The 12,828-nt window shown below is 41.5% G+C and carries 18 protein-coding genes; 7 read left to right on the top strand and 11 right to left on the bottom strand.

Annotated features, from left to right (window positions below):
- Positions 1-87: 87 nt before the first annotated feature.
- From L3V38_RS16440 to L3V38_RS16390, 11 genes are all read right to left on the bottom strand, one after another.
- Positions 88-360 carry an HPr family phosphocarrier protein gene (locus L3V38_RS16440; protein WP_062568552.1) on the bottom strand — a complete coding sequence of 91 codons (273 nt, stop codon included), beginning with the start codon at positions 358-360 and terminating at the stop codon, positions 88-90.
- A gap of 13 nt (positions 361-373) precedes the next feature.
- Positions 374-1,219, bottom strand: a complete 846-nt coding sequence (rapZ, locus tag L3V38_RS16435) for an RNase adapter RapZ (protein ID WP_130149362.1) — start codon at positions 1,217-1,219, stop codon at positions 374-376.
- On the bottom strand, positions 1,220-1,672 hold the full coding sequence (gene ptsN, locus L3V38_RS16430; RefSeq protein WP_062568554.1) for a PTS IIA-like nitrogen regulatory protein PtsN: 453 nt from the start codon (positions 1,670-1,672) through the stop codon (positions 1,220-1,222).
- A gap of 3 nt (positions 1,673-1,675) precedes the next feature.
- Positions 1,676-1,963 (bottom strand): ribosome hibernation promoting factor, encoded by a 288-nt coding sequence (gene hpf, locus L3V38_RS16425; protein WP_062568555.1) that lies wholly within the window; start codon positions 1,961-1,963, stop codon positions 1,676-1,678.
- 26 nt (positions 1,964-1,989) lie between these two features.
- Positions 1,990-3,486 (bottom strand): RNA polymerase factor sigma-54, encoded by a 1,497-nt coding sequence (locus tag L3V38_RS16420; RefSeq protein WP_130149363.1) that lies wholly within the window; start codon positions 3,484-3,486, stop codon positions 1,990-1,992.
- Positions 3,487-3,594: 108 nt separating this feature from the next.
- Positions 3,595-4,320, bottom strand: a complete 726-nt coding sequence (gene lptB, locus L3V38_RS16415) for an LPS export ABC transporter ATP-binding protein (protein ID WP_062568557.1) — start codon at positions 4,318-4,320, stop codon at positions 3,595-3,597.
- Complete coding sequence (lptA, locus tag L3V38_RS16410) at positions 4,317-4,838, bottom strand: lipopolysaccharide transport periplasmic protein LptA (protein ID WP_062568558.1); 522 nt, start codon at positions 4,836-4,838, stop codon at positions 4,317-4,319. The genes lptB and lptA overlap by 4 nt, the downstream gene beginning before the upstream one ends.
- Positions 4,828-5,382, bottom strand: coding sequence for an LPS export ABC transporter periplasmic protein LptC (lptC, locus tag L3V38_RS16405; RefSeq protein WP_062568559.1), 555 nt, complete (start codon positions 5,380-5,382; stop codon positions 4,828-4,830). The genes lptA and lptC overlap by 11 nt, the downstream gene beginning before the upstream one ends.
- Positions 5,379-5,930: a 3-deoxy-manno-octulosonate-8-phosphatase KdsC gene (kdsC, locus tag L3V38_RS16400; protein ID WP_130149364.1), complete on the bottom strand. Its 552-nt coding sequence runs from the start codon at positions 5,928-5,930 to the stop codon at positions 5,379-5,381. Before kdsC ends, lptC begins: the two co-directional genes overlap by 4 nt.
- A 2-nt stretch (positions 5,931-5,932) precedes the next feature.
- Entirely contained in the window at positions 5,933-6,904 is a 972-nt protein-coding gene (locus L3V38_RS16395) for a KpsF/GutQ family sugar-phosphate isomerase (protein WP_062568561.1), read from the bottom strand.
- A gap of 3 nt (positions 6,905-6,907) precedes the next feature.
- On the bottom strand, positions 6,908-7,879 hold the full coding sequence (locus L3V38_RS16390; RefSeq protein ID WP_237120042.1) for a calcium/sodium antiporter: 972 nt from the start codon (positions 7,877-7,879) through the stop codon (positions 6,908-6,910).
- 246 nt (positions 7,880-8,125) lie between these two features.
- Here L3V38_RS16390 and L3V38_RS16385 point away from each other — a divergent pair, with 246 nt between their 5' ends.
- Genes L3V38_RS16385 through murA form a run of 7 tightly spaced genes read left to right on the top strand, consistent with a single transcriptional unit; the run spans position 8,126 to position 12,782 of the window.
- The gene (locus L3V38_RS16385; protein WP_130149631.1) at positions 8,126-8,944 is read left to right on the top strand and encodes an ATP-binding cassette domain-containing protein; all 819 of its coding nucleotides are present in this window, start codon (positions 8,126-8,128) and stop codon (positions 8,942-8,944) included.
- Positions 8,937-9,716: a lipid asymmetry maintenance ABC transporter permease subunit MlaE gene (gene mlaE / locus L3V38_RS16380; protein WP_062568564.1), complete on the top strand. Its 780-nt coding sequence runs from the start codon at positions 8,937-8,939 to the stop codon at positions 9,714-9,716. The genes L3V38_RS16385 and mlaE overlap by 8 nt, the downstream gene beginning before the upstream one ends.
- 13 nt (positions 9,717-9,729) lie before the next feature.
- On the top strand, positions 9,730-10,278 hold the full coding sequence (gene mlaD, locus L3V38_RS16375; RefSeq protein WP_130149366.1) for an outer membrane lipid asymmetry maintenance protein MlaD: 549 nt from the start codon (positions 9,730-9,732) through the stop codon (positions 10,276-10,278).
- Positions 10,279-10,280: 2 nt separating this feature from the next.
- On the top strand, positions 10,281-10,958 hold the full coding sequence (locus tag L3V38_RS16370; RefSeq protein WP_237120041.1) for an ABC transporter substrate-binding protein: 678 nt from the start codon (positions 10,281-10,283) through the stop codon (positions 10,956-10,958).
- Complete coding sequence (locus L3V38_RS16365; protein WP_130149368.1) at positions 10,951-11,244, top strand: STAS domain-containing protein; 294 nt, start codon at positions 10,951-10,953, stop codon at positions 11,242-11,244. Before L3V38_RS16370 ends, L3V38_RS16365 begins: the two co-directional genes overlap by 8 nt.
- A 5-nt stretch (positions 11,245-11,249) precedes the next feature.
- Positions 11,250-11,507 (top strand): BolA family protein, encoded by a 258-nt coding sequence (locus L3V38_RS16360; protein ID WP_062568568.1) that lies wholly within the window; start codon positions 11,250-11,252, stop codon positions 11,505-11,507.
- 15 nt (positions 11,508-11,522) lie between these two features.
- On the top strand, positions 11,523-12,782 hold the full coding sequence (gene murA, locus L3V38_RS16355) for a UDP-N-acetylglucosamine 1-carboxyvinyltransferase (RefSeq protein WP_062568569.1): 1,260 nt from the start codon (positions 11,523-11,525) through the stop codon (positions 12,780-12,782).
- Positions 12,783-12,828 lie beyond the last annotated feature (46 nt).

Raw genomic sequence — 12,828 nt, 5'->3', positions numbered from 1 at the left:
TGAACGAATGACTTAAAAGTAAGATATTTAAGAGAAATTTAAATATCTAAGTTAAGTTTAACGTAAATCTTTCGTGCTTAGCAAATGCTATTCTTGCTCATGAAAGCGTTGTGCTATTAATTCACCTATTGCATTAAGTGCAGCAGTTGCATCAGGGCCTTCGCATACAACTCGAACTTCTTTACCTTGACTGCTCTCTAATAACATTAGAGCAAGTACACTGTCACCTTCAGCTTCTTTGTCATCTTGATATAACATAATTTTAGCATCAAATTGCAGTGCAAGTTGTGCAAGTACAGTTGCTGCGCGCGCGTGTAAGCCAAGTTTGTTTTGAATTAAAAACGTATTTTCAGCATACATGTTAAAGCCCTTGTTATAAGTCTTGCTCACGATGGCGAATTTTTACATTCGCATGGCTTTTCGCGAAACTTTCACCAATCGTCTGTGCTAAGTAAACAGAGCGATGCTGTCCACCCGTGCAGCCAATTGCGATAGTTAAATAACTGCGGTTATTGCGTTCAAGGTGTGGTAACCACGTTTGCACAAAGGTTTGAATCTGCCAAGTAAATTTTTGCACTATGCTATGGCTTGCAAGGTAATCTTTAACTGGTTGGTCGAGCCCCGTAAGTGGCTTAAGATCTGGCTCCCAGTGCGGGTTTGGTAAAAAGCGTGCATCAAATACATAGTCAGCTTCTTTCGGGATACCATGCTTAAAGCCAAATGACATAAAGGTAATAATGAGCTTTTTATCTTTTTTACCAAGAATCTTCTCACGAATTGACTCTGCTAGCTGATGTACACTTAAATCCGTTGTGTCGATCATAAAATCAGCGCGGGTAATTAGGACATCAAGCAGTATTTTTTCTTGCTTAATTGCTAAATCGAGCGGTAAAGAATCTAAAGAAAGCGGGTGTAAACGTCTTGTCTCAGAGAAACGTTTAATGAGTGTTTGATCATCACTATCAAGGTAAAATAATGTTGGATTGGCGAAACCTGGCAAGTATTCAAGAATATCATTAAATTCTTGTTGCTCTTTTGGCAGGTTACGCACATCGATACTGACCGCTATTTTGTCGTAATTATCAGAGACACTACGCACTAGCGAAGGTAATAGGTTTACAGGAATATTATCAACGCAATAATAACCAAGGTCCTCAAGGACTCGTAAAGCGACTGATTTACCTGAGCCAGAACGGCCACTGATAATAATTAATTCCATTTATGCCTCTGATGCAATAACTTGAAACAGTTCCTGATCGGTTTTTGCGCTGCGTAACTGTTTACAAAATTCTTTATCTTTTAGTCTATCAGCAATTGTTGATAAGGTCTTTAAATGAAGTTGGCAGTCTCCATCAGGTACGATGAGTGCAACAAAAATATCAACAGGGCGGTTGTCAATTGCATCAAAGTTAATTGGCGATTCGCTCACTATAATAAACGCATGTGGTTTATCAGCACCCGACATACGGCCATGCGGAATAGCAATGCCTCTACCAATTCCTGTACTCCCCAACTTTTCTCGATTGAGTAAAGCATTAAGAATATCTTGCTGCGATAGATGAGGAAGCTGCTCATGAGCGAGTTCGCTGATAAATTCGAGAATTCTTTTTTTGCTATTAAAAAGGACCGCAGCTTTGCTGCAGTCCTGGCTAGTAAGTGAACTAAGTTTCATAATTTAGTGTCGAGCTAATTTCTCTTTGTGTTTAATAACTTGGCGATCAAGCTTATCAATTAGCGAGTCGATGGCCGCGTACATATCTTGATGCTCTGTAGAGGCAAACAGTTCGCCTCCGTTTACATGTAAAGTTGCTTCTGCTTTTTGACTTAATTTTTCTACATCTAGAATGACATGAACATTATTAATATGATCAAAATGCCTTTCTAGTTTCGCAAACTTGGTGTTTACATAGTCTTTTAATGAATCTGTGATTTCTACATGACGACCAGTTAGGTTTAGTTGCATAAGCATTTTCCTTCTATGTAAAACGTCTAAATCAAGCTTTTACGCTGATTAGACGGCGGTATTGCTAGAGACTCTCGGTATTTTGCAATTGTACGTCTAGCTACTTTAATTCCTTGCTCAGCCAATATATCTGCAATCTTACTGTCACTCAATGGCTTCGCTGAGTTTTCTGCGGCAATAAGCTTTTTGATTAAAGCGCGTATTGCCGTTGATGAACACTCGCCACCATTTTCTGTGCTGACGTGGCTTGAGAAGAAATATTTCAACTCAAAAATACCCCTTGGGGTATGCATATATTTTTGCGTTGTTACCCGTGAAATCGTCGATTCATGCATTTCGACCATTTCAGCGACATCATTTAGCACCATCGGCTTCATCGCTTCTGGGCCGTGTTCAAAGAAAGCTTGTTGTTGTTGAACAATACAGTTCGTTACTTTTAATAAAGTATCATTCCGGCTCTCTAAGCTTTTAATAAACCACTTAGCTTCTTGCAGATGAGAGCGAATAAACTGGCTGTCACTGCTTGATTTTACAGAGCGTGACATAGCCGCATACTGGCTGTTTACTCTGATCTTTGGCATACAGTCAGGGTTTAGCTCAACCACCCAACGACCTTTTACTTTTTTTACCGATACATCAGGTATGACGTATTCAGACTCTTCACGTACGATGCTATCTGCAGGCTTAGGGTTCAAGCTATGGATAAGCGTCATCACTTCTTTAAGCTCGTTTTCTTTAAGCTTAGTCTTTTTCATCAAAGTACGATAGTCGCGACTTGCTAATAATTCGATGTGCTCAGATAAAACCATTTTAGTTTCAGCCAAATAAGGTGTATCTGCATCGAATTGACGAAGTTGTATACATAGGCACTCTTGTAAGCTGCGAGCACCAATGCCGACAGGATCAAATAACTGTATTCTTTTTAAGACCGCTTCGACTTCATCAAGTTCTATTTCTTCTTCATCATCATTTTGATTAAAGCTTTCAACAATATCCTCACAACTCACAGTTAAAATACCTGAGTCATCGATAGCTTCGACTATAGCAACAGCAATTGCTTCGTCGGTCGGACTAAATGGAGTCAACTGTAGTTGCCACATCAGGTATTCATGGAGAGTTTCGGTTGACGCACCTTGGTAAATAGACTCATCTTCTGGCATTGGCCCTGACGAGGTTGAAGGGGCTGCACTCATGTACTCATCCCACGTGACATCCATTGCTAGGTCGTCACTGACGGTATCTTTATTGAGTGCATCACTGCTTTCTTGCTCGTATTCACTTGGTGCTTCTTCTGCTGTAGCTGCGACTTGTGAATCATCAGAGTCAGATTTTTGTTCGTTTTTACCGATCGCTTCTTCATTATAATCCGCTTCTTCCACTTCAAGCAGAGGATTACTATCAAGCGCTTCTTGTATTTCTTGCTGGAGATCCAATGTACTAAGCTGCAATAAGCGAATGGCTTGTTGCAGTTGTGGAGTCATTGTAAGTTGCTGGCCCATGCGCAGCTGTAATGATTGCCTCATGTATCCCTAACAATCCTTTTAAATCATTTATTGATACTACTTTGAGTCAATATCAATATGTTGTCATTATTGTAAGTCTAGCAGATGCTCTAGTCGGTGGTGTATTGGTTACAACCTGAATTGCTCGCCTAGATAGACATCGCGTACCGTTTGGTCTGCTAATACGTGCTCAGGCGTGCCTGATGCAATTAGCTCCCCATGAGAAACAATGTAGGCTTTTTCACAAACATCAAGGGTTTCTCGAACATTATGGTCAGTTATTAGTACACCGATACCACGGTTTTTCAAATGCTCTATAATTTTCTTTATATCTAACACTGAAATTGGATCAACACCAGCAAAAGGCTCATCTAGCAGAATAAATTTTGGATCTGCGGCTAATGCTCGCGCGATTTCAACACGGCGACGCTCGCCTCCTGATAGCGCCATACCTTGGCTATCTCGGATGTGCTGAATACTAAATTCATCAAGCAGGTTATTGAGTGTTTCTTCTCGTTGCTGTTTTTTAAGATCTTTGCGTGTTTCAAGAATCGCCATCAGGTTTTGGTAGACTGTCAACTTTCTAAAAATGGATGATTCTTGAGGTAAATAGCCAATACCTAATCGAGCACGATTATGCATGGGTAATAAAGTGATGTCGTTGTCATCAATGCTAATTTTACCTTTGTCGCTTGGCACTAGCCCAACAATCATATAAAAGGTGGTGGTTTTACCTGCACCATTAGGACCTAGTAAGCCGACAATACTGCCTGCTTCGACTTCTAGTCCCACATTTTTGACAACTTGGCGGCCTTTATAGCTCTTTGCTAGCAGCTCTGCTTTTAATGTACTCATGGCTGGCCTTTATCATCTTTTTTATTATCAACAGGCACTAAGATTGTATGCACACGATCCGTTGAGTTTTCGTCTTTTTCAGCACTAATTAGCTGTTGTTCCATGTCATAAGTTATACTTTTTGCGCTGACTTTTTGCCCTGCTTGTGTCACTTGCGCATCGCCAACTAATGTGAGTAAACGCTTTGCTACATCGTAACGAACTTCGTCTGCGCTGGCGCTCATAACCGTGCCATCTTCTTGTTTTTCTTCAAAGTAGGCTGGCTTACCTGTGGCAATGATAAGTGAAACAGTACCATCAACTTCACCTGCATGTGCTTCTAGGCGATCTGCGGTAATACGACGATTACCATGGGTTATTTCTACATTTTCTTCAAAAATCCCTACACCATTTTTTAACTGACCTACTTGGCGATCTGAGCTAATGCTGATAGGAGTACCCGCTTGGTCTGCAGCAGCGCTTGAAAACGCAATCAATAAGCTTGGGATTAGAAGTAATTTTTTAAGTTTATTGGTCATAGTATATGGTTCGTGTATGGTTAGTTAACTCGACGATTTCGGCTTTTAAATCGGCTTTTAAACCTTTACCGGTAATCTTTAAGTTTGGGCCTGTTAATGTAACAGGTTGTTTTGAGTACATGGTCATTTTTTCAATATCGACATTGATATTTTCTGCGTTGATATCTTCAATCATGCCATTATGAGTTAGGTTTTTTGCAACAACGTCACCTTCAAAAATGAGTTGATCGTTTTCGTACAAGGTAGCCTCTTTTGCTTTTACCTGCCAAACCTGTTGATCCCCATAAATGGTAAAAATAGGCTGTTCAAAAAAAGTAAATCCTAATTGCTGGTATAGCTCCATTTTAGCCGCAGCGACTTTATGGCTGATGTTACCTTGCTCATCATACGCAGTTTGCTTTAGCGCAATGGCGGTGTAATCCGGTGTTGCGATTATCTCGTCTTCACTGTTTATTGCGCCTGTTGGTTGGCTAAAGTACGGATACCATAACCAGATCATGCAACAAACAAAAACAATACTCAGTAAAATACGGGCTATATTCATGCGCTGGTTCCATCAGTTGTTAACGCTTTCGCGTTTTCCAGCATTAATAAATCAGTCAGCTCTCGCACAGCACCAAACCCTCCGGGTAACATGGTAGTGTAATGAGCGAGTCTTTTTATAAGTGGGTGAGCATCGTTTACAGCAACGGCAAAGCCTACCTTTTCCATGACGGGTAAATCAGGGCCATCATCACCGATATAAGCTATTTGCTCATCGGTCAAAGCCAGTTTGTCTTTTAATTCTTGATACGCAATAAGCTTGTTTTCTTGACCTTGATAGATGTGTTGTACTGTTAGGCTAGTCATGCGTTGCTGAACTATTTGTGAATGTCGCCCTGTAATAACCGCAACCTCAAAGCCACTATTTATTAATGCTTTGATACCAAAGCCATCTTTGGTATTAAACGCTTTGAGTTCTTCACCGTTATTTCCTAAGTAAATACGGCCATCAGAGAAAACGCCATCAATATCGCAAATGAGTAGTTTTATTTTCTGAGCACGTTGGCTTACATCTGTGCTTAATGGCTGATAAAGCTCGGCAAACGTCATGTTTAAAGTACCCCTGCTTTTAAAAGGTCTTGCATATTAAGTGCGCCAATCGGTGTATTACTTTCATCTATTATTATTAAACCGTTAATGCGTTTTCGCTCCATAATATTCAATGCTTCCGCAGCGAGCATATCTGCATGTGCGGTGGTGCATGAGCGTGTCATTACTTGGCTAATCGATGTGTTATGAATATCGACGCGTTGCTCTAAAATACGGCGTAAATCACCGTCAGTAAACAGACCTGCAAGCTTTTTATTTTCATCGACAATGGCTGTCATACCGAGGCCTTTGGCTGACATTTCTATTAGTGCATCTTTAACACTTTGGGATTCGGTAACGATAGGCGTGGCACTGCCGGTATGCATGACGTCTTCAAGGCTCAGTAATAAGCGCTTACCTAGGCTCCCCCCAGGGTGAGATAAAGCAAAGTCATCGGCAGTAAAACCGCGCGCTTCGAGTAGGGCAACGGCTATCGCATCGCCCATAACTAATGTCGCAGTGGTGCTGGCAGTAGGGGCGAGGCCCAATGGACACGCTTCTTGGCTAACTTTGATGCACACATGGACATCCGATAGCTTCCCCATAGTTGAGTTAGGGTTACCTGTTAGAGATATCATTTTTGCGCCAATACGTTTAATAACAGGGATAATACCAAGCACTTCACTGGTTTCACCTGAATTTGAAATGCACATCACAACATCTTCACGTGTGATCATACCTAAGTCACCATGACTCGCTTCACCCGGATGAACAAAAAATGCAGGGGTGCCAGTACTTGCTAATGTTGCGGCTATTTTATTGCCAATATGGCCTGATTTACCCATACCTATGACGATAATACGCCCTGTGCAATGAAACATTAATTGGCAGGCATGTTCAAAATCAGCATTGATATACTGTTCAATTTCTCTTAATGCTTGCGCTTCAACTTCAAGAACTCGCTTACCTTGCGCAATAAAGCTTTGCTGCGTCATTTGTTATCCTATTTGGCTGAAAATATAGCCTTGGTATGCAATAAATGCGATTAACAATAAACCACCTTCGATTCTATTGATACGACGAGCACCTCTTAAGTTCAATGACATGGCGATTAAAGCAATGGTTGCTCCAATCATAATCAAAGCATCTCGGTTTGCCGCTGAAGGGTCGATGATTGATGGGTTGATAATCCCTGCTAGGGGCAATACTGCCAACAGATTGAATAAGTTCGAGCCAACAATATTACCTAAGGCTAAATCATCCTCATTCTTTAGTACACCGGCAATACAGGCTGCTAGTTCAGGTAAACTGGTGCCGATAGCAATGATGGTTAACCCAATCACCAAGTCGCTTAAGCCAAAGTATTTTGCAATATCTACTGCCGAGCCAACCAGAAAGTGTGAACTGATAGGAAGAAGGATCATACCCACAACAAGCCAAAACAAAGCTGAGCCTGTAGAAACATTATCCGGGATATCTTCACATGCTTCAGAGACGAAAGGGTCATCCGCTTGGTTTTTATCCCTTAAAGAAATAATAACTAAGCCTACAAGGAAAACAATAAAGCCAACAAATAGCGCAATACCTTCACCAAATGAAAAGAAGTTATCAGAGAATATATACCAAGAAGCAACTGACACTAAGAGTACTAACGGCATCTCACGTTTGAGTGTTGTAGAAGAGACAGATAAAGGCCTTAATAGTGCTGTAATGCCTAATACTAGTAGGATGTTAGTAATATTAGAGCCAACAGCATTACCTACAGCGGTATCTGTTTTGCCTGCAAGGGCTGCTGAGGCTGATACCATCATTTCTGGTGCCGATGAACCCATGGCAACAACCGTAAGGCCAATGATTAGGGTTGGGATCCCCATGTTTTTTGCCAGTGCCGCTGCCCCGTAAACAAAACGGTCTGCACTCCATACAAGTGCGGCAAAACCAATAATTAAAATGACAAAAGAAGTCACCATTTTTATACGCCAATATTACTTAAACAGATGACTGCAAATAGTAACAAAAGCAAACCTGAAAGTATAAGTAAAAGAATAGACTGAATGTTTTAAATGGGTGTTTTTTGGAAACTAAATTTAAGCGTGTATTAAGTTCGACATTTCTAACATAGATTATTTCGATAGAAAATATTACAAAATTTTACGATTTGTTTTTTCCATCTTGACTAAAAAACCCTTAAAATGGCAAAACTAGTGAAAAAAGTTATGGAGAGCGACTTGTCGCAATCAATAGTAGAAATCAAGGATGTAACCTTTTCACGGGGCGATAGAATCATATATAAAAATATGACTTTTAACATTCCGAAAGGCAAAATCACCGCTATTATGGGACCAAGCGGCATTGGTAAAACCACCATGTTACGCTTAATCGGTGGCCAACTTAAGCCTGACTCGGGTGACATTTTGTTCGAAGGGCAGAGTATCCCTAGTATGTCGCGCAAGGCACTTTATGCTGCCCGTACAAAAATGAGCATGTTATTTCAAAGTGGCGCTTTGTTCACTGATATGACTGTATTTGATAACATTGCTTTTCCTTTACGTGAACACACGCAACTCAGTGAAGACTTAATTCGTCTTGTCGTGTTAATGAAATTACAAGCCGTTGGTTTACGTGGTGCGCAAGATTTGATGCCATCTGAATTATCGGGTGGTATGGCAAGACGTGCTGCACTGGCACGCTCTATTGCACTTGATCCTGAACTCATTATGTATGATGAGCCTTTTGCTGGCCAAGATCCTATTTCGATGGGGGTGTTAGTGAAACTCATAAAATCACTTAATCAGGTGCTCGGTTTATCCTCTTTAATTGTTACACATGATGTCACAGAAGTTTTAAGCATTGCAGACCATGTTATTATAATTGCTGAACAAGGGGTGATAGGCGAAGGCTCCCCTGAGCAAATGCAGAACCACGAGTCTGAATTAGTACAACAATTCTTAAAAGGTTTGTCTGATGGCCCCGTGCCTTTTCATTACCCAGCTCCTGAATACAGTGAAGAGTTATTAGGAGTGCGCAATGTTTGATCTTTTGCAAAAGCTAGGACATAAAACCTTAGGGCGTTTTGCTGCTCTGGGTCGTTCTACACAAATGTTATTTGGCGCCTTAGTTAACAAGCCGAACTTTAAAAAGGGCACACCTTTACTTATACGCCAGTTGTATATGGTGGGGTCGCAATCGCTGCTTATTATTATGGTGTCAGGCTTATTTATAGGTATGGTACTTGCGCTCCAAGGCTACACAGTATTAGTTGGTTATGGTGCTGAGGACAGTTTAGGTCCATTGGTTGCACTTAGTTTATTGCGTGAGCTTGGGCCTGTGGTTACAGCACTGCTTTTTGCTGGTCGAGCGGGAAGTGCTTTAACGGCGGAAATCGGTTTAATGAAAGCAACCGAGCAACTATCGAGTCTAGAGATGATGGCAATTGATCCGCTCAAGCGAATTATTGCGCCTCGATTCTGGGCTGGTTTCATTAGTATGCCCATATTGGCACTTATCTTTTCTGCGGTAGCTATTATAGGCGCTCATTTAGTGGGTGTTGATTGGCTTGGTGTTGACTCAGGGAGCTTCTGGTCAATCATGCAATCGCAGGTGTCGTTCCAACAAGATATAGTAAACGGCATGATTAAAAGTTTTGTTTTTGCCATGATCGTGACTTGGATTGCTCTTTATAAAGGGTATGACTGTATCCCAACCTCAGAAGGGATAAGCAAAGCCACAACAGAAACCGTTGTGCACTCGTCACTGGCAGTATTAGGTTTTGACTTTATTTTAACAGCGGTAATGTTTACCAGCTAATTAGGGTATAAAGATGAATTCACGGAAATTAGAAATTTTAGTTGGCTTTTTTGTAGCCCTTGGCATTGCTGCATTTGCGCTATTAGCATTTAAAGTCGCCAATGCGGGTATCAGCGGCAGTGGTGAGACCTACCAGCTTAATGCAAAGTTTGAAAATATTGGCTCTTTAAAAGCGCGTGCGCCAATAAAAGTGGGGGGGGTTGTTGTGGGTCGTGTCGAGTCTATCTCAATTCATCCTAAAGAGTTTGTTCCTGTGGTTAACATGGCTATTGATGCGAACTATTTATGTAAGTTTTCGGACACGACATCAATCTCTATTTTAACGTCAGGTATTTTGGGTGAGCAATATTTAGGTATTAATCCTGTTATTGCGCCACAGTCAGCTGAGCAACGTTGTATGGGAAGTGAAGTGACTGCCGATGAGCAAGATGCAGGCTTAGATGAACTATTTGGTGTCGAGAGTAAAGCATTAGCTGATGGTGATTACATCACTGATACTAAATCAGCATTAGTACTTGAAGAGCTAATCGGTCAGTTCTTATTCAACCAGGGTGGTGAGTAATTATGTTTAAGAAATTTTTGTTATGTTTAAGTGCTGTATGTGCACTAAGTGCCAACGCGGCTGAACCAACCGTCGATTTAAAAGATCCATATAAAATGGTGCGTGAAGTGTCTGACAATACATTCGCACGTATTACTAAAGATCAGCCATTAATTGCCAAAGACAAAGAGCACTTACGTGTTATCGTTGAAGAAGAGTTGATGCCATACATTGATTATAAATACGCAGCGCTTCGTGTTTTGGGTAATCATGTTTCAAAAGTAAGAGCAATCGAGGATAAGGCTGAAAAAGAAAAAGCAATTAAAGAGTTACAGCGCTTTATTGACGTGTTTCAAAAGTATTTAATTGCGACGTATGCAGGTGTATTCACACAATATACCAATCAAAGTGTAGAGTTTGGCCCTGCTCAGCCTTTTAAAGGTCAAGACGTTGTTTTAGTTAAGACAAAAATTGTTGAGTCGGGCAAACCTGATATCAAAATTGATTTTAAAGTACGTGAAGATCGTGATGGTGATTGGCGCGCTTACGATATGATTGCAGAAGGGATCAGTTTACTGGATGCAAAGCAAAGTGAGTTTCAAGGTATCTTACGTCAGCAAGGTATTGAGCATGTGAGTGACTTACTAGAGCAAAAGAGCCAACTGCCAGTGCAATTTAGAGGTGAAGGTGGGAATGAGTAAAGTATCGATTACTCAACTCGACGATGACCAATTTCGAGTCAGCGGTGAACTGACTCGAAATTCTATCAGCCATGAACGACTTCTGAATATGAAGCCACAAACTAAGCATAAAACATGGTATTTTGACCTTTCTGAGGTCTCTAGGGTTGACACGGCGGGCTTAGCTTGGTTAATTCATTCTTTCGCAGAATTAAAGCAGCAAGGTGTGCGCCTTGAGCTGAAAAACAGCCCTGATCAACTGCAGAAATTAATGCAATTAGGTCAGGTCACAAACCTTTTTGAGTGAGATTTATGGAAACAAGCCAAGTCGAAACGTTATTACGCGACGAATTAAAATTAGATGAAGTAATTGTTAAAGCAAACGGTAGCCACTATGAAGTGATTGCTGTTGGTGAGTGTTTTGATGGTTTATCTCGCGTTAAAAAGCAGCAACTGGTATATGCTCCATTAATGGCGACTATCTCAGACGGTACCATCCACGCAGTGTCAATCAAAGCATTTACACCAACAGAGTGGAAACGCGAACAAAAATTTATACTTCCACAATAGTCACAGGACCTCCTCATGGATCAATTTGTTATTCAAGGTGGTACATCACTGGCTGGTGAAGTCACTATCTCTGGCGCTAAAAATGCCGCTCTGCCAATCCTTTTTGCTGCACTGTTAGGACAGGGCAAAAGTACCTTTAGTAATGTTCCTCGCTTGCGCGATATCGGTACCACAGAAGCCTTGTTAAAAACGCTGGGCGCAAATGTCGAGTGGCAACAAGATAAGCTTGTAATTGATGGCGCAACAGTCAATAAGACACTTGCACCTTATGAATTAGTAAAGCAGATGCGTGCCTCGGTGTTAGCTTTAGGGCCGCTGGTTGCGCGTTTTGGCGAAGCTCAAGTTTCATTGCCTGGCGGCTGTGCAATTGGTGCTCGTCCTGTTGATATCCATATTCAGGGTCTTGAGCGCATGGGTGCGGCCATTAAGGTTGAAAACGGTTATATAAATGCCAAAGTTGACGGTCGCTTAAAAGGTGCTGAGATTTTCATGGAAATGGTCAGTGTCGGCGCTACTGAAAACTTATTAATGGCGGCAACGCTGGCTGATGGTAAAACCGTACTTGAGAATGCAGCCCGTGAGCCTGAAATTACCGACCTTGCTAATTGCTTAATCGCAATGGGCGCAAAGATCACTGGGGCAGGTACGAGCCGAATCGAAATTGAAGGCGTTGAGTCGCTTTCTGGCTGTGAATATAGCATATTGCCAGATCGTATTGAGACAGGTACTTTCTTGGTTGCTGCGGCAATGGCCGGTGGCGAGGTACTGTGTAAAAATACCCACTACCATAGCCTTGATCCTGTGATTGAAAAACTACGTGCTACTAATGCATTGGTTGAAGTGACAGATAACAGTATTTACCTAGATATGCGCGGCCGTGATTTAAAAGCCGTGAATATCAAAACCATGCCACACCCAGGTTTTCCAACAGATATGCAAGCACAATTTACCGCACTTAATGTTGTGGCAAAAGGCAGTGCAACAATTACAGAAACGATCTTCGAAAACCGTTTTATGCACGTGCCTGAGTTGCAGCGTATGGGGGCTAATATTCGTTTAGAGGGAAATACAGCGATTTGTGGAGATACCGATAAGTTGTCAGGTGCACAAGTAATGGCAACGGATCTACGCGCTTCAGCGAGCCTTATCTTAACGGGGATTGTAGCGCAAGGTGAGACGATTGTTGATCGTATTTATCACGTTGATCGTGGTTACCAGCGCATTGAGGATAAACTTAGCGCGCTAGGCGCTAATATTAAGCGCCGCTCAAATTAGTTAGAGAACGTTAAGTGTAAAAAAGGCCTAATACTAAGTTAGGCCT

The sequence above is a fragment of the Pseudoalteromonas sp. L1 genome, from assembly GCF_021728095.1.
Lineage (GTDB): Bacteria > Pseudomonadota > Gammaproteobacteria > Enterobacterales > Alteromonadaceae > Pseudoalteromonas.
This window is presented reverse-complemented; position numbering and strand designations above follow the sequence as displayed.